This window comes from Slackia heliotrinireducens DSM 20476, from assembly GCF_000023885.1.
In the GTDB taxonomy this organism is placed as follows: Bacteria; Actinomycetota; Coriobacteriia; order Coriobacteriales; family Eggerthellaceae; genus Slackia; species Slackia heliotrinireducens.
Genome location: NC_013165.1, coordinates 1728076 through 1753922 on the forward strand (window position 1 = coordinate 1728076; position 25847 = coordinate 1753922).

The 25847-nt window shown below is 60.7% G+C and carries 30 protein-coding genes; 6 read left to right on the plus strand and 24 right to left on the minus strand.

Features of this window, described 5'->3' with window-relative positions; translation table 11 throughout:
• Window positions 1-56 precede the first annotated feature (56 nt).
• Window positions 57-971 (minus strand): homoserine O-acetyltransferase MetA, encoded by a 915-nt coding sequence (gene metA / locus SHEL_RS07360; RefSeq protein ID WP_012798624.1) that lies wholly within the window; start codon window positions 969-971, stop codon window positions 57-59.
• Between the two features lie 200 nt (window positions 972-1171).
• Between metA and SHEL_RS07365 the strand changes: the two genes are divergently transcribed.
• The 5 genes from SHEL_RS07365 (at window position 1172) to SHEL_RS07385 (ending at window position 5282) form a co-directional block, all read left to right on the plus strand.
• Window positions 1172-2449 carry an O-acetylhomoserine aminocarboxypropyltransferase/cysteine synthase family protein gene (locus tag SHEL_RS07365; RefSeq protein WP_012798625.1) on the plus strand — a complete coding sequence of 426 codons (1278 nt, stop codon included), beginning with the start codon at window positions 1172-1174 and terminating at the stop codon, window positions 2447-2449.
• 134 nt (window positions 2450-2583) lie between these two features.
• Entirely contained in the window at window positions 2584-3087 is a 504-nt protein-coding gene (locus SHEL_RS07370; RefSeq protein ID WP_012798626.1) for a helix-turn-helix domain-containing protein, read from the plus strand.
• The gene (locus SHEL_RS07375) at window positions 3084-3941 is read left to right on the plus strand and encodes an IS3 family transposase (protein ID WP_012798627.1); all 858 of its coding nucleotides are present in this window, start codon (window positions 3084-3086) and stop codon (window positions 3939-3941) included. Before SHEL_RS07370 ends, SHEL_RS07375 begins: the two co-directional genes overlap by 4 nt.
• Window positions 3942-4206: 265 nt before the next feature.
• Window positions 4207-4479: a hypothetical protein gene (locus SHEL_RS07380; RefSeq protein ID WP_012798628.1), complete on the plus strand. Its 273-nt coding sequence runs from the start codon at window positions 4207-4209 to the stop codon at window positions 4477-4479.
• Window positions 4480-4685: 206 nt separating this feature from the next.
• Complete coding sequence (locus tag SHEL_RS07385) at window positions 4686-5282, plus strand: phosphatase PAP2 family protein (RefSeq protein WP_012798629.1); 597 nt, start codon at window positions 4686-4688, stop codon at window positions 5280-5282.
• Between the two features lie 146 nt (window positions 5283-5428).
• On the opposite strand, the gene murB is transcribed toward SHEL_RS07385, so the two are convergent.
• The 13 genes from murB to infC all read right to left on the minus strand — a co-directional run bounded on the left by murB (window position 5429) and on the right by infC (window position 16172).
• A complete protein-coding gene (murB, locus tag SHEL_RS07390) occupies window positions 5429-6331 on the minus strand; it encodes a UDP-N-acetylmuramate dehydrogenase (protein ID WP_012798630.1) in 903 nt (300 codons plus the stop codon).
• A gap of 30 nt (window positions 6332-6361) precedes the next feature.
• Window positions 6362-6721: an arsenate reductase family protein gene (locus SHEL_RS07395; protein WP_012798631.1), complete on the minus strand. Its 360-nt coding sequence runs from the start codon at window positions 6719-6721 to the stop codon at window positions 6362-6364.
• A 104-nt stretch (window positions 6722-6825) separates the two neighbouring features.
• Entirely contained in the window at window positions 6826-8487 is a 1662-nt protein-coding gene (locus SHEL_RS07400) for an NAD(P)/FAD-dependent oxidoreductase (RefSeq protein ID WP_012798632.1), read from the minus strand.
• A complete protein-coding gene (locus SHEL_RS07405) occupies window positions 8487-9827 on the minus strand; it encodes an aminoacetone oxidase family FAD-binding enzyme (protein ID WP_012798633.1) in 1341 nt (446 codons plus the stop codon). Before SHEL_RS07405 ends, SHEL_RS07400 begins: the two co-directional genes overlap by 1 nt.
• 3 nt (window positions 9828-9830) lie before the next feature.
• Complete coding sequence (locus tag SHEL_RS07410) at window positions 9831-10079, minus strand: hypothetical protein (RefSeq protein ID WP_012798634.1); 249 nt, start codon at window positions 10077-10079, stop codon at window positions 9831-9833.
• A gap of 118 nt (window positions 10080-10197) precedes the next feature.
• Window positions 10198-10428, minus strand: coding sequence for a NifU family protein (locus SHEL_RS07415; RefSeq protein WP_012798635.1), 231 nt, complete (start codon window positions 10426-10428; stop codon window positions 10198-10200).
• A gap of 205 nt (window positions 10429-10633) precedes the next feature.
• Window positions 10634-11008, minus strand: coding sequence for a desulfoferrodoxin family protein (locus SHEL_RS07420; RefSeq protein ID WP_012798636.1), 375 nt, complete (start codon window positions 11006-11008; stop codon window positions 10634-10636).
• Between the two features lie 68 nt (window positions 11009-11076).
• Window positions 11077-11901: a prolipoprotein diacylglyceryl transferase gene (gene lgt, locus SHEL_RS07425; protein WP_012798637.1), complete on the minus strand. Its 825-nt coding sequence runs from the start codon at window positions 11899-11901 to the stop codon at window positions 11077-11079.
• Between the two features lies 1 nt (window position 11902).
• Window positions 11903-13489: an LCP family protein gene (locus SHEL_RS07430; RefSeq protein WP_012798638.1), complete on the minus strand. Its 1587-nt coding sequence runs from the start codon at window positions 13487-13489 to the stop codon at window positions 11903-11905.
• A gap of 20 nt (window positions 13490-13509) precedes the next feature.
• Window positions 13510-14793 carry a UDP-N-acetylglucosamine 1-carboxyvinyltransferase gene (murA, locus tag SHEL_RS07435; protein WP_012798639.1) on the minus strand — a complete coding sequence of 428 codons (1284 nt, stop codon included), beginning with the start codon at window positions 14791-14793 and terminating at the stop codon, window positions 13510-13512.
• A gap of 186 nt (window positions 14794-14979) precedes the next feature.
• Window positions 14980-15333: a 50S ribosomal protein L20 gene (gene rplT / locus SHEL_RS07440; protein WP_012798640.1), complete on the minus strand. Its 354-nt coding sequence runs from the start codon at window positions 15331-15333 to the stop codon at window positions 14980-14982.
• A 20-nt stretch (window positions 15334-15353) separates the two neighbouring features.
• Window positions 15354-15551 carry a 50S ribosomal protein L35 gene (rpmI, locus tag SHEL_RS07445; RefSeq protein ID WP_012798641.1) on the minus strand — a complete coding sequence of 66 codons (198 nt, stop codon included), beginning with the start codon at window positions 15549-15551 and terminating at the stop codon, window positions 15354-15356.
• 45 nt (window positions 15552-15596) lie between these two features.
• Window positions 15597-16172 (minus strand): translation initiation factor IF-3, encoded by a 576-nt coding sequence (gene infC / locus SHEL_RS07450; protein WP_050749643.1) that lies wholly within the window; start codon window positions 16170-16172, stop codon window positions 15597-15599.
• 214 nt (window positions 16173-16386) lie between these two features.
• Here infC and SHEL_RS07455 point away from each other — a divergent pair, with 214 nt between their 5' ends.
• Window positions 16387-17190 (plus strand): histidinol-phosphatase HisJ family protein, encoded by an 804-nt coding sequence (locus SHEL_RS07455; protein WP_012798643.1) that lies wholly within the window; start codon window positions 16387-16389, stop codon window positions 17188-17190.
• A 27-nt stretch (window positions 17191-17217) separates the two neighbouring features.
• On the opposite strand, the gene hisI is transcribed toward SHEL_RS07455, so the two are convergent.
• From hisI to SHEL_RS15265, 10 genes are all read right to left on the minus strand, one after another.
• Window positions 17218-17529 (minus strand): phosphoribosyl-AMP cyclohydrolase, encoded by a 312-nt coding sequence (gene hisI / locus SHEL_RS07460; RefSeq protein WP_012798644.1) that lies wholly within the window; start codon window positions 17527-17529, stop codon window positions 17218-17220.
• An 80-nt stretch (window positions 17530-17609) separates the two neighbouring features.
• Window positions 17610-18377 (minus strand): imidazole glycerol phosphate synthase subunit HisF, encoded by a 768-nt coding sequence (hisF, locus tag SHEL_RS07465; RefSeq protein ID WP_012798645.1) that lies wholly within the window; start codon window positions 18375-18377, stop codon window positions 17610-17612.
• Between the two features lie 2 nt (window positions 18378-18379).
• On the minus strand, window positions 18380-19111 hold the full coding sequence (gene hisA / locus SHEL_RS07470) for a 1-(5-phosphoribosyl)-5-[(5-phosphoribosylamino)methylideneamino]imidazole-4-carboxamide isomerase (protein ID WP_012798646.1): 732 nt from the start codon (window positions 19109-19111) through the stop codon (window positions 18380-18382).
• A 15-nt stretch (window positions 19112-19126) separates the two neighbouring features.
• Entirely contained in the window at window positions 19127-19792 is a 666-nt protein-coding gene (hisH, locus tag SHEL_RS07475; RefSeq protein ID WP_012798647.1) for an imidazole glycerol phosphate synthase subunit HisH, read from the minus strand.
• A gap of 9 nt (window positions 19793-19801) precedes the next feature.
• A complete protein-coding gene (gene hisB / locus SHEL_RS07480; RefSeq protein ID WP_012798648.1) occupies window positions 19802-20386 on the minus strand; it encodes an imidazoleglycerol-phosphate dehydratase HisB in 585 nt (194 codons plus the stop codon).
• Window positions 20387-20388: 2 nt separating this feature from the next.
• Window positions 20389-21462: a histidinol-phosphate transaminase gene (hisC, locus tag SHEL_RS07485; RefSeq protein ID WP_012798649.1), complete on the minus strand. Its 1074-nt coding sequence runs from the start codon at window positions 21460-21462 to the stop codon at window positions 20389-20391.
• The gene (hisD, locus tag SHEL_RS07490) at window positions 21463-22836 is read right to left on the minus strand and encodes a histidinol dehydrogenase (protein WP_012798650.1); all 1374 of its coding nucleotides are present in this window, start codon (window positions 22834-22836) and stop codon (window positions 21463-21465) included.
• A gap of 2 nt (window positions 22837-22838) precedes the next feature.
• Entirely contained in the window at window positions 22839-24455 is a 1617-nt protein-coding gene (hisG, locus tag SHEL_RS07495) for an ATP phosphoribosyltransferase (RefSeq protein WP_012798651.1), read from the minus strand.
• A 172-nt stretch (window positions 24456-24627) separates the two neighbouring features.
• Window positions 24628-25635: a hypothetical protein gene (locus SHEL_RS07500; protein WP_012798652.1), complete on the minus strand. Its 1008-nt coding sequence runs from the start codon at window positions 25633-25635 to the stop codon at window positions 24628-24630.
• A 64-nt stretch (window positions 25636-25699) separates the two neighbouring features.
• Entirely contained in the window at window positions 25700-25837 is a 138-nt protein-coding gene (locus SHEL_RS15265; RefSeq protein ID WP_012798653.1) for a hypothetical protein, read from the minus strand.
• Window positions 25838-25847: the final 10 nt, after the last annotated feature.

Below are 25847 nucleotides of genomic sequence, written 5' to 3' on the forward strand. Positions count from 1 at the left end.
AAAAAGCGCCGACGGTGCATCCGCCGGCGCTCGCAAGAACAGGTTCCCGAAACGATTTAGATCTTGGTCAAATCGTAAGGCGTGGTCTGGTAGACGTAATAGTTCAACCAGTTGGAATAGATGAGCTGCCCTTCTGCACGCCAGGTCACAACGGGGCGCTGCTCGGGGTCGTCATCGGGATAGTAGTTCACGGGAATCTCGATAGGCTTGCCCGCTGCAACGTCGCGGTCGTACTCGAGCTTCAGCGTGTCGCGATCGTACTCAGGATGGCCGAACACGAAGAAGTGCTTCGAGTTCGTGGACTTGACGATGGTGGGGCCTATCTCGTCGGAATATGCGATGACCTCGAGCTCCTGATGTTCGACGATGTCCTCGTAGCGGCAGGTAGCGTGACGCGACTGCGGCGAATACGAAATGTCGTTGAAGCCGCGAACCAAAGGCGAGCTGGATTTGAGCAGACGCTGCGGGAACACGCCGAAAATCTTCTTGTCAGTCAGGTATTTCGGCACGCCGTACAGGTGATACAGCGCAGCTTGGGCAGCCCAGCAGATGTGGTAGATCGAATGCACGTGGTCGACGGCCCAATCCAGAATGGTGACGTATTCGTCCCAATAATCCACGTCTTCGTAGTCGAACTTCTCGACCGGCGCACCGGTGATGATCATGCCGTCGTAGCGGTAATCCTTCACATCGTCGAAGGTCTTGTAGAACGACTCGAGGTGATTGGCGGACACATGGGCCGAAGCGTGCGTGGCGGTGCGAAGCAGGTCGATCTCCACCTGCAGCGGCGTATTCGACAAACGGCGCATGAGCTGCGTCTCCGTCACGATTTTGGTGGGCATGAGGTTGAGGATGAGAACGCGAAGCGGGCGGATGTCCTGATGCATGGCGCGATGCTCGGTCATGACGAAGATATTCTCCTTTTCGAGAATAGCTGTTGCCGGCAACGCGTCTGGAATCCTGATAGGCATGTCTTCCTCTTTCCTCGTATTTACAGGTCTGGATATTGTAGCTCAATTCGACACATTGGGACACACCCGTAGCTTAACAACTGGGTAAGCGTCATGAGTTCCTTTCACGGACGTTTGCCCCTCGGTCTGCTCCATTACGCTGGAGTTGCGTATAATACCCAGATGCAAATCGCACTATCCGACGCTTGAAAGGACGGCTCATGGCCAACATCGATACCATCTGCGTGCAGGGCGGTTACCACCCGGGCGACGCCGAACCAAGGCAGATTCCCATCTACCAGTCCACCACCTGGAAGTATGAGACTTCCGAGCATATGGGCCGCCTGTTCGACCTGCAGGAATCCGGTTACTTCTACACACGTCTGCAGAACCCCACCAACGATGCCGTGGCTGCCAAGATCGCAGAGCTTGAAGGTGGCACCGCAGGCATGCTGACCTCCTCCGGCCAGGCCGCGAACTTCTTCGCCATCTTCAACATCGCCGGCTGCGGCGACCACATCGTGTCCAGCACCTCAATCTACGGCGGCACCTTCAACCTGTTCGCCGTCACCATGAAGCGCATGGGCATCGATTTCACGTTCGTCGACCCGAATTGTACCGACGAAGAGCTGGAGGCCGCGTTCAAGCCGAATACCAAGGCCGTGTTCGGCGAAACCATCGCCAACCCGGCGCTCACCGTGCTTGACATCGAGCGCTTCGCCAAAGCCGCACACGCCCACGGCGTGCCGCTGATAGTGGACAACACCTTCCCCACGCCCATCAACTGCCGTCCCATCGAGTGGGGCGCCGACATTGTGACCCACTCCACCACCAAGTACATGGACGGTCACGGTGCGGCGGTCGGCGGCGCCATCGTCGACTCCGGCAAGTTCGACTGGGATGCCCACGCCGACAAGTTCCCCGGCCTCACCACTCCTGACGACTCTTACCATGGCGTAACCTACACCAAGCAGTTCGGTCTGGAGGGCGCCTTCATCACCAAGGCAACCGCCCAGCTCATGCGCGACTTCGGCAGCATCCAGAGCCCGCAGAACGCGTTTCTGCTGAACATGGGTCTGGAGAGCCTGCATGTGCGCATGGCCCAGCACGTGAAGAACGGCCAGGCCATGGCCGAGTTCCTGCAGAACCACCCGAAGGTCACCTGGGTGCGCTATTCCGGACTTCCCACCGACCCCTATTACGAAGTCGCCAAGAAGTACCTGCCCAACGGAGGCTGCGGCGTCGTGAGCTTCGGTGTCGAAGGCGGCCGTCCTGCAGCTGAGAAGTTCATGGCCGGCCTGAAGATGGCGCAGATCGCCACCCATGTGGCCGACGCCCGCACCTGCTGCCTGCATCCCGCCAGCTCCACCCATCGCCAGATGACCGACGAGGAGCTTCTGGCCGCCGGCGTGTCCCCCGACCTGGTTCGCCTGTCCTGCGGCATCGAAGGCACCGAGGACCTGATTGCCGACGTTGCCCAGGCGCTGGACGCCATCTAATTCTGGTAAGGCGCGCCGATACTAGCGCATGGCCTTACATCACTCCGACAAGCGGGGCGGTTGCCGAAAGTGAACTGCACCCCGGAACTTGGACTCAAGAATAAAAGTTCGAGTTCCGGAGGTGCAGTATCTTTATGGGCAGACACGACGTAGAAGTTCGCAAGAAAGCGACCGAGCTGATCGATTCGGGGTATGGCAAGATTGCCCTTGCCAGGGAGCTTGCAATATCGGTCAGCATCGCCGAACATTGGATCCACGCATACAAGGCTGTCGGCAAGGAGGTCTTTCTAGGCATGGGGTCCAAGCATAGAACCTACGATCAGGAAACGAAGCTGGCGGCGGTCCTCGACTTCCTCGAGGGAGGGCTGACGAAGCAGGAGGCCATGGCCAAGCACGCGATAGCAAGCCTGACCGCCTTCGAGCGCTGGGTAAAAGCGTACCGGGAGGGCGGCCCCGAGGCTCTCGCGCCCAAGCCCAAGGGGCGCCCGCGCAAGTCCGACGGCGAGGCGGGCCTGCCCCCGACCCGCGAGCGGGAGCTCGAGGCGGAGAACCGGAGGCTCAGGGCCGAGGTGGCGTACCTAAAAAAATTGAGAGCCCTGGAGGCGGCAAAGCGAGCGCCTGGGAGAAATGCCAGGTGATCAGGGAGCTTTCAGGGCAAGGGCATGCGCTCAAGGACCTCCTGGCCGCGTCGGGCGTCCCGGCGTCGACCTACCACTACAACAAGCTGAGGCCTGCGAAGCCGCCCACGAGGCCGGAGCTCTGGGGCAAGGCCGTCGAGATCTTCTCCCGCTCGCCCAACGGCTGCGGCCACCGTCAGATAGCGATGTGCCTGCGCGCCGAGGAGGGGGCCGTCATCGCCGACAAGACGGTGCTCAAGATGATGCGCGAGATCGGCATCAGGTGCGGCATACGCCGCGAGACCGACTACCATAAGTACAACTCCTACAGAGGCGTCGTGGGCAAGACCTTCGAGAACGTGCTGGGGCGCGACTTCTCGGCGGACGGTCCGTGGCAGAAGCTGGGGACGGACGTGACCGAGTTCAAGCAAGGCTGGGGGAAGGCGTACTTCGCGCCCGTCTACGACTTCGGGAGCAAGGAGATAGCCGCCTGGTCGATATCGCGGCATCCGGACCTGGCGCAGCAGGAGGAGATGCTCGACATGCTTATCCCGAAGATGCCCGAGGGCGCGCATCCGATCATGCAATCGGATATGGGATGGCAGTACCAGCACGACGGTTATTGCAGCAGGCTCGAGGAGGCGGGCATCGTGCAGAGCATGTCGAGGAAGGGCAACTGCATCGACAACGGCGCGACCGAGCAGGTGTTCGGACATATCAAAGACGAATTCTTCCGCGGCAGGGAGTTCCCGGACTTCGACACGTTCAAGAAAGAGCTGGAGGAATACATCGTATACTGGAACACGCAGAGGAGGCAGGTCAAACTGAAGGGACTGACCCCGGAAGAGTTCCGGAATCAGTCCCTAGCGGCATAGCCCGCTATTTATCGCGTCCAAGTTTTGGGACGCAGTTCAAAGGCGGTCGCCCCTATTTCGTGGTAGCAAGCCGTTCGCACTCCGCTTCGCCATGCATACACGCACGTCAACCGCCCGATGCGTTCAAGCCATCCTAGCTCATGAACCCAGCGTCCATTGCGACATTTGTGTTGCATTCGCCACAACTGAGCACATATTCCAACCGATTGCTCCAATAGTGCTATCATATCTTATATATACTGCAGTCTAATGAGAAGGGATTGAAATGGACGATTTCAACCAGCAATACCAGCAGCCTTACGACAATTACCCGCAGAACCAACCGCCCGTCGTGAACGACTCCGGCAGTATCGGATGGGGCGTGCTCGGTTTCTTCTTCCCGATCGTCGGACTAATCCTCTTCCTGGTCTGGAAGAACACCAAGCCGAAATGCGCCAAGGTTGCCGGCATCGGCGCCATCATCGGCTTCGTGCTCGGCTTGGTGGTGAACTTCGCAAGCGCTGCCCTGGTAGCAGGCACTTCCGCGTTGACGCTGTAGCGCTCATCCACACAGCTTCGGACATCGAGGAGGGCTTCGTGCCCTCCTTTTTCTTTCCGCCTCGCCACGACGTACCGTGTCCACGACCGCCTTGCCGATACACGGAGGGTTCTCCTGCTTTACAGAATCGCACCAATGGAGAAGCCTCGTGCGTATCCTGCGCCCTTCGTTTATCATAGTTGAAACGAAGCCGACCAAGGAGACCCATGTACGACGCCATACTTGCGACTGACCTGTCCATCCTGCATGCCATCAAATCGACGCTGACCTGCATGCCTCTGGATTGGTTTCTCGGATTCCTCACCCTCCAGGGCGAAATCGGCGCCATCGGCATCGTCTGCGGTCTAGCGCTCCTGTTCAAGAAGGAATACCGCATCTACGGCGTCATGCTGCTTCTAGCCATGCTGTTCGCTTCGGCGCTTACCAGCGGGCTGATCAAAAACCTGGTGCAAAGGCCGCGGCCGTTCATCGTCGACCCTGCCCTGCTCAACACGTTCGTACGACTTCCCTCGTCGACATCGTTCCCCTCGACGCACTCCAGCGTATCTTTCGCCGCAGCCACCGTCATATGCCTGATGCCGCTTAAGCACCGCTGGATCAAGGTGGCGGCCGTGGTTCTGGCGGCGGCAACCGCCTTCTCGCGGCTTTATTTCGGAGTCCATTTCCCGACCGACGTACTGTTCGGCACCCTGTTCGGAATCGCCAGCGGCTTTGCCGCCTGGGCCCTGGTGAACGCGGTTGAACAGCGCAGGCAACGCCTCCGATCGGGAAACGGCCCCACGGTCCCGCCAGATGAATCCTAGCTTATGTACAGGTTTTTACTGCACCACGTTCTGAATGCATACAGCCCAACCATCGGATGATTCGGCTACAGCATCACCCTCACAATGCAGAACGCGCCGACAGAATCGCATCCCGCCGGCGCGCACCTCTAACACCGTGAATTCATCTACTCCCAGAAGCGGACTTCAGGCTCCAGCTTCACGCCGAATTCCTTTTCTACAGCGGCTTGCACATCGGAAATGAGCTGCCGGACATCCGCTGCGGTTGCACCGCCCGTGTTCACCACGAAACCGGTATGCTTCGTCGACACCTGGGCGCCGCCCACGCTGTATCCGCGAAGGCCTGCGTCCTGGATCAACTTGCCGGCGAAATAGCCTTCCGGACGCTTGAAGGTGCTGCCAGCCGAGGGCATCTCCAAAGGCTGTTTGGACGAACGACGCTCCTGTAGGTCGTCCATACGCGCCTGGATGGCATCGGGGTCGTCCTCGGTCAGCTCGAAGATGACGCCAAGCACGATGTATCCCTCGTCACTCATCATGCTGTGACGGTACGTCCAATCGGCCTCTTCACGAAACACCAGGGCGAACTCCCCTTCCGGCGTGCAGCACAGCACCTCGGTCGCAGCGTCGGCGAACTGTCCGTCGTAGGCGCCTGCATTCATGATGGCTGCGCCTCCAATGGTGCCTGGGATTCCGCAGGCGAATTCGTATCCGGCAAGCCCTGCCGCCTGGGCGGCTTCGGCCACCTGGGCGTTCGTGGCGCCGGCCATGGCCGCTATGACGTTGCCGTGCACATGCAGCCCGTTGAACTTGTCGAGCAGCTGGATGACCACGCCGCCCACGCCCTCGTCGGACACCAGCAGGTCGCTGCCGTTGCCAAGCACGCGCCAGGCTACCCCGGCCTCGTTGCAGGCCTTCACAACCTCCGCAACCTCGTCCGCGGTTTCGGGCGTCACCATCACCTCGGCGGGCCCGCCGATCTCAAACGTGGTGTGCTTGCTCATCGGTTCGTTCAACATCACGTTGCCCTTACCGACGATGCCGTTCAGAATTGCAATCAACGCTTCCATGTAACCCCTTCTAACGTTCTTCGGGTTCAATCATAGCAACGCGGCCGCCCATTCGGCCTCGCGGAAGCCCACGAGCACGAATTCATCAGCCACGATGATCGGGCGTTTCACCAGCATGCCGTCGGTCGCCAGCAAGTCGAAGCATTCCTCAGGCGTCATGCCCGCATCCAGCTTCGCCTTGATGTTCTGCTCGCGGTATTTCATGCCGGACGTGTTGAAGAACCTGCGCACCGCAAGGCCGCTGCGCGCATGCCACTCGGCCAGCTCGGCAGCAGTCGGGTTCTCCTCGACGATGTGACGGTCGGTGTATTCGACGCCCTTTGCGTCAAGCCACGCCTTGGCCTTCTTGCAAGTGGAACATTTCGGATACTCGACGAACAGGACAGACATGCTTCCTCCTATGGAATCGTGCGGAAACGGTTCGAACGCTTCGGAAAGCATACCATGAACGCGCTTTGGCGGAAAATGAAACGCGGGAAGCGCCCCTTTCAGCACTACCTTTGATAACGTCCTATGAGGCACTCTGCGACGCGGATGCCGTCCACTGCCGCCGACATGATGCCGCCCGCATATCCGGCGCCTTCGCCGCATGGGTACAGCCCGCAGCCGGCGGTGCCGTCAGGAGCGTCGGCCATGCACGTTGTTCGGTCGCGCACGATGCGAACGGGACTCGAGCTTCGAGCCTCCACGCCCGTCAATACGGCTGCAGGATTCGCGAAGCCCTTCAAGCGCCTGTCCAAAAGAGGCAGAGCGTCGGCCAGTGCGTCACCGATGAATCCAGGCAGCACCCGCCGCAGGTCACACCAGACCACGCCACGTGCATATGTGGGCTGCACTGCATGCTTGCCACGTGCTGGGCCGCTGCTCGACCTGTTCGCGAGGTAGTCACCCACCGTCTGCGCCGGCGCGGCGTAAGTGCCGCCTGCCGCAGCGTAGGCCGCCTGCTCCATCTGCCGCTGCAGCTCGACGCCCGCAAGCACGTCGTCACCCGGCAGGTCCTCAGGATCGATGCCCACCAGGACCGCAGCGTTGGCGTTTCGCCCGTCACGCGCGAACCGGCTCATGCCGTTCACGCACACGCCGCCATCCTCCGAAGCGGCGCATACAACCTCGCCGCCCGGACACATGCAGAACGTGTACACGCCGCGGCCGGCAGGGAGATGCACCGCCAGTTTGTAGTCGGCAGCCCCAAGGGCTGGATGCGTTGCCGCAGATCCGTACTGGGCACGGTTGATGTCGCGCTGCAGATGCTCGATGCGCACACCAGCGGCAAAGGACTTCCGCTCCATGGCAAACCCGGCATCCTTCAGCATGGCGAAGGTATCGCGGGCCGAGTGCCCGCAGGCCAAAACCACGTCGCTTGCAGGTATCACTTCGCTATCGCCGCTGCGCACATCGGTGCACCGCACGGCACGCACCCTGTCATCGACAAGGTCTAAGCCATCGAGCCGCGTGTTAAAGCGGACCTCGCCGCCCAGCTCGATTATCCTCTCGCGCATGGCTCGTACCGTGCCTGCCAGCCTGTCTGTGCCGATATGGGGCTTCGCCTGCCAAAGAATCTCCGCAGGTGCTCCGAAGTCGACAAAGGCATGCAGCACATCGGCGCATCGAGGGTTCTTGATGCCGCTGGTCAGCTTCCCGTCCGAAAACGTGCCGGCCCCGCCTTCGCCGAACTGCACGTTGGAGTTCGCATCAAGCGGGCCGCCCTTCGAGAACGCCTCAACATCGGCCGTACGCGCGTCCACGTCGCGGCCGCGCTCCAGCACGATGGGATTGGTGCCCGCCTGAGCCAGCACCCACGCGCAGAAAAGACCCGCCGGGCCAAACCCCACGACCACCGGCCGTTCGGGCAGTGCTCGTTCGGGTTCGGGCGCCCGATACCCTGCATATGGCACATGCAACTTCACATTGACAGGCGGCTTCACGCCGCGCTCGAGCACGCGTTCCTGCACCGCGTGGTCCACCTGGACCGCATAGGTGCACACGAAATGAACGTCGTGCTTCTTGCGGGCATCGACGCTGCGCTTCAAAAGGTTGAAACCCTGAATATCTAAAACATCCAGCCCCAGAACCCGCGCCAGTGCGGCACGAACCGAAGGCCCGCCTTCGGGCAGGCCTGCGTCGAGAGGCAGGGCAATGTTGCTGACCTCGAGCATCAGTCTTCGCGCTGCGATCCGTCAGGAAGGCTCACGTACACGCCGGTTTCAGCACCTGCGGCCGCATTTCCCGCCATGGCGCTCGCCATGACATCCGACAGAGGCACGCCGTCGAGCATCGACCCGCCCGCAGCAGCCACACCGGCAAGAATGCCGCTGGTCCAGGCCCAGTGCAGGTTGTATCCGCCACATCTGGCATCGATGTCGAGCGCTTCGCCCGCAGCGTACAGACCCGCATGCGACAGGCATTCCATGGTGCTCGGGTCGAAGTCCTTCACATTGTATCCGCCACGCGTGACCTGGGCCTGCTTCGGATTGGCCACACCCTTCACCTCCAGGCTGAAGGATTCGGACACCATGGCGAGCACAACGACCTCCTGCTCGGCCAGAATCACGTCGTCGGGGTTCAACCCGGCCGCGACCACGATGGCCCTCGCCACATTGGAAGGCAGGATGCCGGACATGATCTGGGCCGCTGTGCGGTTCGGATGGGTCATGACCTGCCCGTAGATGTAGTCCACCTTCTCCTGCGGATCCATGTCCGGCAGAAAGTCGATATACACCGTGTTGCCAGGCTGCACCATCCTGGACAGGTCGAACACCGCGATGCCGGAAATGCCGTACTCGCGGAACAGAACCTCACCATAGGTCTCTGGGCCCTGGTAGGCCTGCTCAACCTCGGGATCAACGACGTCCATCCACGCTTCGGACAACACCTTGCCGTCATCGTCCAGATACAGGCGGGCCTTCACCCTGGTGCCGTTGAGGCCCTTGATGGCTTTCGTGTCGGTTTTCAGGGGAGCCAGGACCGGATGGGTTTTCTTATAGCGGATGTCGGACGGAACCAGACCCTTGGCAGGACCGCCGCCAACCGCCACAATCACGCTGTCGAACTCGTCGCACGTGCCGTCCTCGAACAGCACGCGCCATCGGCCGCCTGCTTCCTCTACGGATTTGGCCGCCACGCCGCATTGCTCCACAACGCCCGCCTCGGCCGCGCACATGCGGAGCACGTCCACCACCGTGTTGGCCTTGTTGCTGTAGGGGTACATGCGGCCTTCGTCCTCCTGCCTGAACAGCAGGCCGGCGTCGGCGAAAAACAGCAACACGTCTTCGGGAGGAAGCATGTTCATGGCAGCCTGCACGAAGTCGGGCCGGTTGTAGTCGGAACTCATGATGTCGGCGTTGCTGAAATTGCAGCGACCGTTTCCGGTAGCCAGAATCGGCTTGCCCACGCGGTCCGAGGCTTCGAACACCGTGACGTCGGCACCGCAGCGTCCGGCGGCGATTGCCGCGGCCAGACCCGATGCGCCTCCGCCGAGAACAGCGACTTTCTTCATGTACTACTCCGCATTCCTATTGATGACCGGACCGTGCTCGATGAAGAACATGCAGGTCCGACAGACTTCCTTAACGGCCGCCGAGCGGTCGACTTCGGGGTTCAGCAGCAGGTCCCAGCCGACTGCGACCTTATGGGTGGGACGGTCGCACGCGGCGAATTTGCAATCGCCGGGACAATAGTCGTTTCCCAAATTGTGAGGACAGCGACTCTGCATCTCGTCGTCGCAACCGCGCATATTCCAACAAGCCATATCCATTCCCCTCTGAAAACGTGCTTCGGCCTGGCGCGTTCGGCCACGGCCGCGACCATTGTCGTAAAAAAGCAAAGGGCCGGCCAAGGCCGACCCTGCTTCATACCAAAAGAACAGCTTACACAGCACGAACATCGGTAACGGAAGGCACACGCTCCTTCAGGACGCGCCTGACGCCGTTTGCCAATGTGAGCTGGCTCAGCGGGCAACCGTTGCACGCGCCGGTCAGATGGACGGTCACAACTCCGTCGTCGCCGACATCGACCAGTTCCAGGTCGCCGCCGTCAGCCTGCAGGCTCGGACGGATGAGCTCCAGAACCCTCTCGATACGTTCCCTATCTACTGCCATAATAATTCTCCCCTCAGCACACGTAGTGCGCATGATTTTCGTCAAAACGCCGCTTTGGGCCATTGACGCCTACTTTGTCTGGAAGCACTCTAGCACACTTTAGGAGAATCGCCTCTATCGTTACCAACTCGACAGCAAAAAACGGGTAATCCCATCAGGAACTACCCGTTTCGCACACGAATAATCTCTGTTCGGCCGAAAAAGCCTAGAGCTCCTTCACCCACAGCCCATGAAGGTTGCAATACTCGTACACCTTAACGGCCTCGTCGCCCTCGACCATCATGAAGTCGGCCACGGGGGCATCTTCGGGCGTAAGCTCGGCAACCTGGTAGCCCTTCTTGGTGACCAGGACGATGCGGGCGATCAGATGGGGCTCGGTCATGGGATGAGGAACTTCGCCCACCTCGACGTGAACCTTCTGGCCGTCGACGGTCACGACGGGAATGTGCTTCTCGCGGGCGGCATCCACAGAACCGGCGACAAGCTCGGTCGGGCCGCCTTCGCAGACGCCTTCCTCACCGGGCCACAGGTTGATGACGACGGAACCGCACTTTTCGCATTTCAAGAATTTGACATCCATGAGAAACCCCCTTGGTTCGATTCTGACAATACGCGCAGTATTTATCCGCGCTGCCAACAGTATACCTGCTATTCTCCCTCGGGTTCGCCCTGTTGCGGAAGTTTTTTCACCCGTGCATATATCAACAATGCAACTCCTGCGACCACCAGCGGCAACGACAGCAGCTGACCCATGGTGAACCAATCGCCCAGGAGGTACCCGATCTGGGCGTCGGGCTGGCGGATGAACTCGATAAGGAACCGGAACACGCCGTAGCCCAAAAGAAAAGTGCCGATGTAGGTGCCTCGCGGATGCGGCGGGTTCCTACGCGCCAGGCAATACAGGATGGCGAACAGGACAAGACCCTCGAGGACGGCTTCGTACAGCTGGGACGGATGCCGGGGCATATTACCCGCAACGCCGCCGAACACGACGCCCCAGGGCAGGTCGGTGGGTCCTCCCCACAGCTCGCCGTTGACGAAATTGGCGCAACGGCCCAAAAACAGCCCCAACGGAGCCATGACCGCACCCAGGTCGGTCAGCGTGGCGAAGGGAACGTGCGTGATGCGCGACGCAACGAATCCACCGATGAGCACGCCCAGAAGACCTCCGTGGAAGCTCATGCCGCCTTCGTTAATGGCCAGGATCTTGAGCGGATGCGCCAGGTAATATCCATCTCCGTAGAAGAGACAGTAGCCGATGCGGGCACCTAGGATGATGCCCAGCACGATGCACATGAGCACCGTGTAGATGGAGTCTTCGCTCATCTTGAGCTTCCAGCGGCGCGAAAGGTGCACAAGCAGCAATCCCGCCAAGATGAAGCCGAAGATGTACGCCAGTCCGTACCAACGGATTTGAAGCGGACCCAGCGTAAGGGCGACAGGGTCCAACGATTGGTAGATGTCGTTCAACATGCTATTCCTGGGTTTCCTGGGTTTGGGTTGTTTCGTCTTGGACCGCATCGACGTCACCGGAACCTTCGCCGGAGATGGCCTTAGCGGCTTCGGCTTCCGCTATGGTACGCGAATCCACATCCCAGTCGTTGCCCACGACCACAAGCACGTCGGTGTTGAACGCGTAGTACACAGGGTCGTATATGGCACGGCCGATGCCCAAGGTGGTGACGACCGCCTCGGCGGAATCGGCCAGGTCCATATCTTGGTACACAACCAGCGTCTCGTCATACACGGCCATGTTGGCGTTTCCGATGGATTCGACCTTGAAGCCCTGGTCGGTCAAGATTTCGCCTGCCTGGGTGGCGGCGCCCACAACCTCGCCTCCGTTGTTCACGGTGACGGTGAACGATGCGGGATCGACGGCCTTAATGGCTGCCAGCGGGTCGACCTGGGGCTCTTCGCCGGCATCGATGCGTTCGAGCATCTCAGCCCAGTTGTCTAGATCAACCGTCTCGTACATGCTCCCCTCTTCGGACGCGGTGTAGGTCTGGATGGAGGCCGCGTACAGCTCGCCCTTGCGCAGGTCCTTCAGGTCTTTCAGAAGCGAACGCATTTCGCGCGTGCCCATATCGCTCTTAAAGAGCTTCGACATGCGGTCCATGCTGACAGCGTACTTCAAGGTGCCCAGATTGCAGGCGTCGTGGTATAGGCCGATGGCCACGGCCGAAACCATGCGTTCGCGAACGTTGTCCGTCGATGCGTAATCGTTGGCGCGGCATAGGTACAGCGCCTCCTCGCCTGTGAGGTGCTGGCGTCCGGGAGACAAAATGATGTCGCCGGCGTCCTGGTCGACCACGTTGTCTTCGACCACCACTGTGACCCCGTCGAGCATGTCGACCAGCTCGACGAAGCCGTCGGCATCCGTGGTCATGACGTGTGCAATGTCGATGCCCAACAGGTTCTGCAGCCCGTAGACCATCTCGGCGGGGCCCGACGAGGAAATCACGTCTTTAAGCAGAACATTCGACCCGTCGGATACGGAAATCCGCGTGTTCGAAGGGATGCCGATCACATCGGCCCTGTTGGCGGCCTCGTCGATTCTGACCAGCACAACCGCATCGGTTTCGGAGGCCTCGCCGTCTTTTGCGAAGTCGCCTGCCAACAGCAGGTAGTACGGCTCGCCAGACGCAGGTTCGGCAAGGACGGCGTCCAGGGCGTCATCGTTGTACATTACACGGCTGTCCAGCACTTTCAGGTACACGAACCCGAAAATGATCGCCGCAACGAGCAGCGCCCCCAGGATAATGGGTATGAGCGCATGCATCGACTGCTTGCGCCTGTTTATGCTCTCCCGTTCGAAATACTGCGGGCGCGCCATGCGCGATTCGTATTCGCGACGCGACTCCCTCGAGGATGAATCGGGCAGCACATGGCTGATCTCGCCCTGGCGAACGGCCCTGGTTTTTCGCGTGTTGCTGATCTGACGGCGCTTGGACGTCGACGTGATGCGGTTCGTGGTTATTCGGTTGGTAACGCTCGCGTTGCGTACCTGCTGCGAGGTTCGGTTGATCTGCGACGAGCTGGGCGGTCTACGTTTGATCGGCATAGTCGGAAACCCTCGGGGCTCTAATAGTAGATCTCGTCATCGGGCTCGCGGTGAACCTTGGCGCCGAGTTTCGTCAGCTTGCCGACGTAGTCTTCGTAACCACGGTCGACATGGTAGGCGCGATGGACCTCCGTGGTGCCTTCGGCGAAGACGCCCGCAAGCACGAGCGCTGCGCCGCAGCGCAGGTCGGTGGCCTTCACGCCGGTGCCTTCAAGGGACGAAACCCCCTCCACCGTCGCGTGGTGGTCTTCGATGGAGATCTGCGCGCCCATGCGTGCGATTTCAGCGGCGAACATGAAGCGGTTCTCGAACACGTTCTCCGTGATGGACGAGTTGCCCTCGGCCACAGCCGCTAGCAGCATGAACTGGGCCTGCAAGTCGGTGGGGAACCCCGGATGAGGCAGCGTCTGGATTTCCACTGCCTTGAGCGGCTTGGTGCGGGACACCGTGATCCAATCCTCCCCCGTCTCCACGTCGCAGCCCATGGCGGTAAGTTTCATGATCGCCATGCGCAGGTAGTCGGGATCGATGCCGCGGGCCGTTACGGGGCCGCCCATCAAGGCGCCGGCCACCATGAAGGTGCCCGCCTCGATACGGTCGCCGCAGGTCGTATGTTCGCAGGGGTGCAGGTCGGACAGGGAAACGCCCTCGACCGTGATGGTGGACGTGCCTGCGCCGGAAACCTTGGCGCCCATGGCGTTGAGCATGTTGGCAAGGTCCTCGATCTCGGGCTCGCGGGCGGCGTTCTCGATGGTGGTGGTGCCTTCGGCGGTAACCGCGCACATCATGGTGTTCTCGGTAGCGCCCACGCTCGGGAAATCGAGCGCGACGTATGCGCCTTTCAGGCCGTTGGGTGTGGTGGCCACGATGTTGCCGTGGTCTTCGTCGAATGCGACGCCCAGCGCCTGCATGCCGACCATGTGGATGTCGATGTTGCGGGCACCCAGGTTGCATCCGCCCGGCTTGGCCACGCGGGCTTGGCCGAAGCGGGCCACCAACGGACCCAGCACGGCGATCGAAGCACGCATCTTGGAGACCAGCTCATAAGGGGTCTCCCAGGTGTCCATGTCTGCGGTGTCGATGACCAGCGTGTGGTCTTCACGGGTGATGACGGCGCCGAGCCTCTCAAGCACCTTCGACATGATGAAGATGTCAGAAATATCGGGCACGTTATGGATGGTCGATTTGCCTTGGCCCAGGATGGCTGCGGCCATAAGCTTAAGGGCGGAGTTCTTCGCTCCCGAAATGGCGACCTCGCCTTTCAGCGGAGTGCCGCCTTCGATGACAAACATTTCCTTGGACATTGCGAACCTCTCTTTAGTTGATCTTTGGAGTTCGAGGCTGAAAGCCCTTTTGCAAATTCGTATTCTCTCAAAAACACGGTCCCACGTGAAGCGTCGCACCCTAAAACCATATGTCTCGGCCCGCCGTCCGATGAAATAAAGAAAGCCCCGGTTGAACCGGGGCTTGATTGGCGCAACAGTTTTCTGTTACAGAGCTGCCTTGGCAACCTGGACCAGCTGGGCAAATGCGTCAGGGTCGGTGATAGCCATGTCGGAGAGCACCTTGCGGTCGAGCTCGACGCCGGCCTTCTTCAGACCGTTCATGAAACGGCTGTAGGACATGTCGTTGATGCGGCACGCAGCGTTGATGCGGGTGATCCAGAGACGACGGATCTCACGCTTCTTGTTGCGACGGTCACGATAGGCATACTGAAGAGAATGCTGGACCTGTTCTTTAGCGGCACGGTAAGAACGGGATTTCGCACCGTAGTAACCCTTGGCGCGCTTCAGAACGACGCGACGCTTCTTGTGGGCATGGACTGCACGTTTAACGCGAGGCATTGATAATCACTTCCTTCTTATTAGCGGAGGCCAAGGCGGGTGGCGACGACCTTGCGGTCGGCGGCAGCCAGCTCAGTGTCCTTGCGGAAATTACGGATACGCTTGGGGCTCTTCTTGGTCTTGATGTGGCTCTTGTATGCCTTGCCACGCATGATCTTGCCCGTGGGCGTGACGCGGAAGCGCTTCTTGCTGCCGCTGTGAGTCTTCATCTTAGGCATGACGAATCCTTTCTGTTTCAGCATAACCGGCATGCGCCGACGTTGTTACTTCTCTTCTTTATTGGCCTTGGCGGTCTTCTTGACCGTGGAAGGCAGAGGCGCGATAAGCATGTGCATGTTACGGCCTTCCATCTTGGGCTGGTTCTCGACGACTGCGACGTCTTTGAGATCATCAGCCAGACGCTCGAGAATGGACAGACCCTGGTCGGGGTGGGCCATTTCACGACCGCGGAACATGATGGTGATCTTCACCTTGGCACCGTCCTGAAGGAAGCGGATGATGTGCTTCTTCTTGGTGGTGTAGTCCCCGATGTCGATCTTCGGACGGAACTTCATCTCCTTGATTTCGACCTTCGTCTGCTTCTTGCGCGCCTGCTTGGCCTTGATGGCCTGGTCGTACTTGAACTTCCCGTAGTCCATGATACGGCACACGGGCGGATTCGCATTCGGGGCGATCTCGACCAGGTCGAGCTGCTGGTTCTCAGCAATACGAAGCGCTTCACGCACATCGTAGATACCCATCTGCGTTCCATCGTATCCGATCAGACGGCACTCACGAACGTTGATCTCGTCGTTGAGCCTGGGCTCTTGAGCTGCTATTGCGCCCACCTCCTTTTGCATTTCTGCAATCAGAACCAATAAAAAAAACCCTGCACGCATACGTCAGGGCTGGAAAAACACATACATGTTGTATTCGCAGGACCCATCAGCTTGCGCCGAACCAGGTGGAGAGCTTTCACTCTCACTTGAAAGAGCTTCGCTATGATACCATACCGAAAAACCGTTGCAACCAATATTTCGCACGTCCACAACTCGTGCACGAACAGGAGACACCATGCAGCGTGCGCCCATCGTAGATTGCCACATGCATACATTCCACTCCGACGGAGAGCCTTCCGTAGAAGAGAACGTGCAGGCGGCACTGGCCGCCGGATGCCGCATCATGGCCGCCACAGACCACTTGGCGCTTGCCGAATGGATGGACTGCTCCATCGAACGCGATCGCATCGAGGCCTATTGGCAGGACATCGCCGAAGCACGTGGTCGCCATCCGGAAATCGAGATAGTCTGCGGGTTCGAAGCCGACTGGTACCCCGGCGTGGAAAACGACATCTCCTTCATCCGGCCCGCCGCCACCTATGTGCTGGGTTCCGTCCATTACCTGGACGAATACGCGATTGACTGGGATGGCGACCTGCAAATCTGGGAACTCATGTCCGCCGACGACGTCTGGAAGCGCTACGTGGACGACTGGTGCGAGGCATGCTTTTGCCCCTTCGGTTTCGACTCCATGGCGCACCCCGACCTGATCAAGCTTTTCGGCCGCGGCGAACACGCACCCTCGCGGCCCTTGGAGCAGATGTGGGGCCAGATGGCCGAAGCCGCCCGCGAGGCCGATGTCCATGTGGAGATCAACACGGCGGCGCTCCGCAAGCACCTGGGAGAGTTCTACCCTTCCCCCGGGCTTTTGCGTGCGTTCTTCGATGCGGAGGTACCGATTACCGTAGGGTCCGACGCCCACAAGGCACAAGACGTGTGCGCCGGTATCCAGGACGCTTACCGGTTCGCCTTCGAAACCGGCTACCGCACGCTGGACGTCCCGCGTGCGCTGGGCGGTTGGACGACCTTCGAGCTGTAGGACCGCGCTTCCCTATTGTTTCGGCTGCTAGGACGTGATATCCGTGAAGAAGCAGGTTCGGTTGCCGGTATGGCATGCCGGGCCCGGCGAATCCACCTGCACCAGCAGCGTATCACCGTCGCAATCCATTGCGATGCTTTTGACCTGCTGCATGTTTCCGCTGGTGGCGCCCTTGTTCCACAATTCCTGACGTGAACGCGACCAGAACCAGGTGGTGCCCGTCTTACGCGTAAGCTCCAGCGATTCGGCGTTCATCCACGCCATCATGAGCACCTCGCCCGTGTCGTACTGTTGCACGATGGCCGGCACCAATCCGCGGTCGTCGTATTTTATATCCATGTCAATCCACTTTCTGAATCCGCAATGCGCCAGGAGGTCCAGCCGTCTTAGGCGCAACGCCGCATGGTGGTTCCGATCGGTTAGAAATCGAGGCGGACAGGAATGCCCTGGCTTGCCATGTACTCCTTCACCTGGCGGATGGTGTATGTACCGAAATGGAACACGCTGGCTGCCAGCACGGCATCGGCTTCGCCTTCGATAACGCCTTCTGCGAAGTGCTCAAGCGAGCCCACGCCGCCCGATGCGATGACCGGGATGGGCACAGCGCGCGCAACGGTCCTGGTCAAGGCCAAATCGAAGCCGTCCTTAGTGCCGTCGCGGTCCATAGAGGTCAGAAGGATCTCGCCGGCTCCGGCCTTGGCTGCGGCAACGGCCCACTCTACGGCGTCGATGCCGGTCGGCTTTCGGCCGCCCGCCACGTAGACTTCCCACTTGTCGCCCTTACCGACGCGCTTGGCATCGATGGCGCAGATGACTGCCTGGCTGCCGAACGCCTGAGCTGCCATCGTGATGAGCTGCGGATTCTTGACTGCAGCAGAATTCAGGGACACCTTGTCGGCTCCGGCGGCCACCATCGTGCGCATGGAGTCGATATCGCGGAATCCGCCTCCCACCGTGTAGGGTATGCGGAGCTGCTCGGATGCGTGCGAGGCCAGTTCGATGGTGGTCTTGCGGTCGTCAGACGTAGCCGTGATGTCCAGAAAGATGACCTCGTCGGCACCTTCCCTGTCGTAGGCCTGCGCTAGCTCCACCGGATCGCCTGCATCGATGAGGTCGACGAAGTTGACGCCTTTGACCACGCGGCCGTCGTTGACGTCCAAGCACGGGATGACGCGTTTCGTAAGCACGGCTACTCCTCTCCGCGGCACGCGGCCAGGGCCTCTTCAACCGTGAAAACGCCCTCGTAGATGGCGCGTCCCGATATAATGCCCTCGACGATGCCTTCGCCCCAGCTCGCGATGTCCTTGATGTCGTCGAGCGTGGACACGCCGCCTGAAACCACCACGGGAAATCCTGCAACCTCGGCCGCATGGCGGTACGTCGCCTGGTCGATGCCGGTCTGCATGCCGTCGCGGGCGATGTCGGTGTACACCACATGGCGGAACCTCATGTCAGACAGGTTGGCCAAAAGATCGTCGGCGGTCAAGCCGTCCGTCTCCATCCAGCCCTGAACTGCGACGATGCCGTCTTTGGCATCCACGCCGGCCACCAGGTACTCGCCGAACTGCTCGGCGGCCTGACGGGCGAATTCTGGGTCGCGGGCCAGCTTCGTTCCCAGCACGATGCGGGAAACGCCTAGCTCGCGCAGCTCACGGATGCGCTCGATGCTGCGCACGCCGCCGCCTACCTCGATGCCGATGCCCTCGGTCTCGCACAGCGCGCGGATAGCCTCGTCGTTGACGCCTGCCTCTCCGCGGGCGCCGTTCAGATCGACCACGTGAATCCAAGATGCGCCAGCGTCGCGGAACGCGCGGGCCATCACGGACGGATCCTCCTCGTATACGGTCACGCGGTTGTAGTCACCTTGCGACAGACGCACCACATTGCCGTTGAAGATGTCGATTGCGGGAAAGAACTCCATGGAATGCTCCTTGTGCTACACCAGCTCGACGAAGCGCTGCATGATGAGCGCGCCGGTGCGGGATGATTTCTCAGGATGGAACTGGCAGCCGAAGGCGTTGCCCTTGCACACGATGGATGGGAACACCTTCGCATAGTCGGTGGTTGCCGCGATTACTTCGGGGTCTTCAGGCACCGACACGTACGAGTGGGTGAAGTAGAAGTTCCGGCCGTCCATGTCAGGCGTAAGCAGCGCGCAGGTCTGACCCGCCTCCGTAATGGAGACTTGGTCCCAACCCACATGGGGAACCTTGAGCCCCACCTCGGGCAGACGCACGCATGCACCCTTCAAAAACCCCAGGCCTTCTACCCAGTACACACCGTCGCGCTCGAAGCCGACCGAGCCGTCCTGCGGCACGTTCTCGCACCCGCGGTCGAACATGAGCTGCGTTCCTAGGCAGATGCCCAGGAAGGGCTTGCCCTGTGCGATGGCCGTGCGCAAGGCTTCGGCCTGGCCGCTTTCGTTCATGAACGCCATGGCATCGGCGAACGCCCCGACGCCGGGAATCACCACGCCATCGGCGGATTCGATGTCGGCGGGCTTGTCGGAAATCAACGCGGATGCGCCGGCATCGTCCAGCCCGCGCTCGACGCTGGAAAGATTGCCTTTATGGTAGTCGACCACGACGATGTTCTTGGTCATGCGTTCCCCCTACAGCGAACCCTTGGTGGAAGGCACGCCCTCCACACGGGGATCGTCCTCGCAGGCTTCGCGCAGCGCGCGTCCGCAAGCCTTGAAGGCGGCCTCGATGATGTGGTGCGAATTCTCCCCGCAGATCAGACGAACGTGCAGCGTGACGCCGGCCTCACGGGCGAACGCGATGAAGAATTCCTTCGCCAACTCCGTGTCGAACGTGCCCACCTTCTGCGTGGCGACAGGCACCTCGTAGTATGCCTGGCCGCGGCCGGAGAAGTCGACGGCGGCAAGCACCAGCGTCTCGTCCATGGGCACGTATGACGACCCGAAGCGGCGGATGCCCTTCTTGTCGCCGATGGCCTGGGCGAACGCCTGGCCCAGCACGATGCCGCAGTCCTCGACGGTGTGGTGGTCGTCCACCTGGATGTCGCCTTTAGCCTGAACCTTGAGGTCGAACAGGCCGTGGCGTCCGAAGGCGTCCAGCATGTGGTCGAAGAACCCCACGCCAGTGGACACGTCCACACAACCGGTTCCGTCCAGCTCCAGCTCGATTGCGATATCGGTCTCTTTCGTGGCGCGAGCCACATGTGCCTGTCTCATGGTTATCCTTTCACGAGCTCAGCCAAAGCCGCCACCAGGCGGTCGTTCTCTTCGGGCGTGCCCACGGTGATGCGCAGGCAGTCTTCAAGCCCCGGCGTGGACGAGAAGTCGCGCACCAGGACGGAATATTCGTCACGCAGACGGTTCCACACATCGTGGGCGCCCGGTATACGTGCAGTATAGAAGTTCGCAGCCGAGGGCCACACCTGAATATCGCTGGAAACGGCCGGCAATTCGGCGAGCATGCGCTCGCGTTCCGAGGCGATCTGGGTCAGAATGGGCGAGAACGACTCGCGGTTGCGGACCGCCACCGTGGCGATGGCCTGGGCACACACGTCAACCGAATAGGGCTGGCGCACCGCAGACATGGCGTCGACGGCGGACTTCGGCGCCAGGATATATCCGCAGCGGACACCCGCCAGCGCGAACGCCTTGGAGAAGGTGCCGAGCACGGCCACGTTTCCGTCGTCGCGCACCAGGCGCCTGCAGCTGTCCTCGTCCCGTGCGAAATCGATATAAGCCTCATCCACCAGGATGAGCGCATCGGTCATGCCCGATAGCCGCTCAACCCATGCGGGGTCGACCAGGTTGCCCGTAGGATTGTTAGGCGAGGTGATGATGATGATGCGGGCGTCCTTGGCGACCGCTTCGACACCCGCCTGGTCCACTTCGAAGGTAGCAAGGTCGCGCATCACCGGAACATGACGCATGCCGGCCATGCGGGCGTACAGGGCGTAGATGCTGAACTCAGGCGGGCACGACACCAGAACGCCGCCGTTGCCCCCGCAGGAGAACAGCAGGTTGAACAGCAGCTCGTCGCCGCCGTTGCCGATGATGACATTGTCGCGGCCTACACCGTGCCATTGCGCGACGGCGTCGCGCAGCCCGTTGGCCATGGGGTCGGGATAACGGTTGAACGCTTGTTCAGCCACGGCGGCCACCATCTGGTCTTTCACGCCTTCAGGAAGGCCGTAGGTATTTTCGTTGGCCGAAATCATCACGTCGCAGGCAACGTATTTCGGGTCGTAGGGTTCCAAATCCTCGAAATCGGGGCGGATGAACGAACGCTGCGGCACTTATGCCTCCTTCGGCGTGTTCAGGATGCGGGGCCAGGCGATGGCGAACAGCTCGTCGGGCGTCACGGCGTTGAGGGCCTCTTCCCCATCGGCCAGCATCTTGCGACGCACGCCGACGGAAAGGGCATGGGCCCACAGGCCTTCAGCTTGTGCCATGACCTGCACGGCAGGGCCGTCGATCTCCAGACCCTCCTTCGTGTAGTTGATGATGGAGGAATGCTTCACGAAATCGTCCACACCCAGCGGGTTCGAGAACACCGCGGTGCCGCCTGTGGGCAGCGTGTGGTTGGGACCGGCAACGTAGTCGCCCAGCGGCTCGGAGCTCCAGTGCCCGATGAAGATGGCGCCTGCGTTCTTGATGCGGCCCAGAAGGCTCATGGCATCGTCGCAATGCAGCTCCAGATGCTCGGGCGCGATGACGTTCACGGCCTCGATGGCCTGGTCCAACGTGGGCGCGACGATGACGACGCCCTCGTTGTCAAGCGATGCTGCGGTGATTTCAGCACGTGGGCTTGCGGCCACCATGGCAGGAAGCTTCTCCTGCACGGCCTGGGCCAGCTCGGCGCTGCTCGTAACCAGATAGCATGCGGCCAGCGGGTCGTGTTCGGCTTGGGCCATAAGGTCGGCAGCCACAACCACCGGGTTGGCGCTGTCATCGGCCAGCACGCAGACCTCGGAGGGGCCCGCCACCATGTCGATGCCCACATCGCCGGAGACGATGCGCTTGGCTGCGGCCACGAACGCATTGCCGGGGCCCACGATCTTGTCCACCTTGGGGATGGATTCGGTGCCGTACGCCACTGCGGCGATGGCCTGGGCTCCGCCAACAGCGTAGATTTCGTCTACGCCGGCGACCTTGGCAGCCGCCAACGTGTATGGCGAAATGCCGCCCTCCTTCTGCGGAGGCGTCACCATAACGATCTTCTCGACGCCGGCGACCTTGGCTGGAATGACGTCCATAAGGACGGTGGAAGGATACTGGGCACGGCCGCCCGGCACGTATACGCCGGCGGCAGAAAGCGGCGTGACCTTCTGACCCAAGATGGTGCCGTCCGGACGCGTGGTGATCCAGGACTGGCGGACCTCACGCTCGTGGAAGTCGCGAATCTGGGCCGCAGCCTTTTTGACGGCTTCGACGAATTCGAGGTCCACGCGGTCGATGGCCGCGTCCATGGCAGACGGGTCCACACGGAAATCGTCCATTTCGACACCGTCGAATTTCAGGCAGAAATCGCGCAGGGCCGCGTCACCGCGCTCGCGCACCTCCTCGACGATGCCTGCGGCGGCGGTAACCACCTTGGCAGGCAGAACGCCCTGACGGGGCAGCTGTCCGGCCTTCAGGTACTCGCCCTGCGCAAGCGTGATGTTCCTCATTGTTATTCAGCTCCTTCCAAAGCAGCGAGCTTACGAGCAAGCTCGCGGATGCGCGCATCGCAACGGACGCGGACCGGGTTGGCGAAGAACCTGGCCGAACACTCCATGACGTCGTCGACGATGACCAGGTTGTTTTCACGCAGCGTGGTGCCCGTGGCCGTGATGTCCACAATGCGGTCGGAAAGCCCGACCACCGGGCCCAGCTCGATGTTGCCGTGCAGCGTGATAATATCCACCTGCTTGCCTATGCGGTCGTAGTACCTCTGGGTGATGCGGGGGTATTTCGTAGCCACGCGAACCGTGCCACGGCGGGCGTAGGCCGCATCAGCGGCGCCCTTGGCTTCGGCAGGCTCGGCGACCACGAACCGGCAGGTGCCGTAGCCCAGATCAACCAGCTGCACAACGTCGAGGTTCGCCTCGATGAGCGAGTCGCGGCCGCATATGCCGCAGTCGGCGCCGCCCGTAGCTACAAAGGCAGGGGCGTCGCTGGCTCGCACGATGATGTATTCCACATCGTCGGTGCGGATGATTAGATGGCGGCCTGGGTTGCGCAGCTCCGACACGTCGAAGCCAACGGATTCCAGCACGTTGACGGACTCCTCGAACAGCGAACCCTTAGGAACCGCGATGCGCAGCGGACGGTCCTCGACACATGCTCCGATGGCTTCTTCCAGTCCGTCAAGCGATATGGAGAAGCCGGCCGCAGGAGCGTCGACGCCCCATTGGGCAAGCACACCGTCGTAGCGTCCGCCAGATGCCAGCGGAGCGGAAAGCCCCGGCGCATGGGCCTCGAACACCAATCCGGTGTAGTAGTCGAACGAGTTCAAAACGGACAGGTCCATCGACAGCGCATCGGAGAACCCGAGTTCCCGAGCCGCATCGAAGCCAACCTGCAGCTCCTCGATGCCTGTGGTGTCTGCCCCGATGGATTCCAAAATGGCCGTAGCCTCATCCAGCGCCGCAGCGTCGCCGCTCACACGCATAAGCTGCGACACGGCGCGACGGGCGTTTTCGGAAATGCCCAACGTCTCCAGGAAAACATCCAGACCGACAAGGTCGGAACGGTGGATGAATCGAAGCACCTCGGTGCGGTCCTCGCCATATATTCCAGCTGCATCCAGCGCCGCACGGGCCAACTTCACATCGCCGCAGACGATGCGCCACCCGGCAAGGCCGGCGGCATTCAACGATTCAGCAAGTAGCGAAAGCACCTCGACATCGGCTTTCTTGCCGGACTGGCCGATAAGCTCGATACCCAGCTGGGTTACCTGGCGCGACTTCCCCATGAACACCGTGGTGTCACGCACGATTGGCGCGGCGTAGCGCAGGCGCACCGGGCTTTCGTCGGCATGCATGCGCGTGGCGACCAGACGCGCGATGGGCAACGTCAGGTCAGATCGAAGGATAAGCAGGCGGCCGCCGTCATCGAACATCTGAAACGGCGTGTCCTCGACCGCCGTGGCACGCTCCATGGAATGGCGGTCCTCCAAAAGCGGCGTTTCCACCGGCAGGTAACCGTGGGCGGAAAAACACGCCTTGACTTTATCGGTGATTTCTTCACGTTTCAGGGCCTCTTCGGGAAGAATATCCCTGAACCCCCTTGGCGTAACCGGTATCACGGGTCTCAGTCCTTTCACACAACTCTCAATAGCAGGGGTACTTTAGCACAATAGAGTACCCGCGAATCCATTCTCGCAGCGAGACCATGAAGGCATCACGTATCCCGCTAAGACGGCAAAAGGCCACACCCCACAGCCGGGACGTGGCCTTATCTCGGTCTTCGAACCGGTCCTACTCCGTCGCCTCCACGGTCACATACACCAGCTTGATGACATCGTCCCAGTTCTTCGAGACGTTGTAGGCGGAGTAATCATACGTCAGGCGGAGCGACCATGTGATGGCCGTTCCCTCGCCGGTCGTGCCGTCGCCCTTGAAAGTGTAGCTTTCTTCAGCAACAGTCGTCCCGTCCTCCCCGAAGGTGCGGTATTCGGATTCGTCCTCGGGCAGGGCGATGTTTCCGTCTGCGGGGGTCACGCCGACGTTGGACAAGGTGTTCTGAACGATTCTCGCAACGTTGACGGCATCGCTGAACGACATATCGCCGTAACCCAAAGACTCCATGGAGATGGAATACCCCACGATGGTGGTCTTCTCATCCTTGTCCGTGGTCAGATACACCGAAGGCCTGTTGCCCTGCGAGTCGGTCTTGTCGTTCTTCATGGAGATGGTCACATGATGGCCAACAACCTCTTCTTCGGTATAGGTTTCGGTCTGAACCTCGGTCGTCGGTTCGGCCTTCGGGTCATCCGACTTGACTTCAACTTCGACCTCGCGGGTCTTCTCCACCTCTTCGGTGATGTCGGTCGTGGAGGAAACCTCGGCTCCGCTGCCCAGGTAAGAGATGGCCTCATCAGTGGTCAGACCCACAAGATTCGCCAAATTAGGGATGCTGACCTGCGGCTTCACCTTATCAGTCGTGCCTGCGTCGGATTTAGTATCGCCCTCGATAGTTGAAGACTCGCCATGCGAGGCCGCGGTCTGGCTTGCCTCCTGGTTCGCCTCCATGACTATGTTCCAGGCGGTGTAGCCCAAGAAGCCAAGACCCGCCAGAAGCAACAGGATGACGAAGATGAGCACGATGCGCGTCCTGCGGGAACGCTGCTTGTGGCCCTTGATGCGCTTGCGATGCGACACTTCCGCGTCGAAGCTGGTTTCGGATGCCGGCGCATCGAAGGCGCCGGTGCTATCTGCAGTGCTGACGGGTTTCGCAGCGTGCTTTCCAGTAGTCTTTTCGGCCATTGGGAACCACCTTTCGAAATACCGATGACGCGCCGTGAAGGCGCGTCGGAAAAACAATGGTGTACTAGGACATTATGACGGAGATGACAAATACCACGATGATCAATAACGCACCCAGCAAAACGCCCTTCTGCATCTTGCTCATAGGAGGAACGTCGAGCCGCTCATCGACGGGTTGTTTGCGGGCATCCTTTTTCGCCATGTACGCCCCG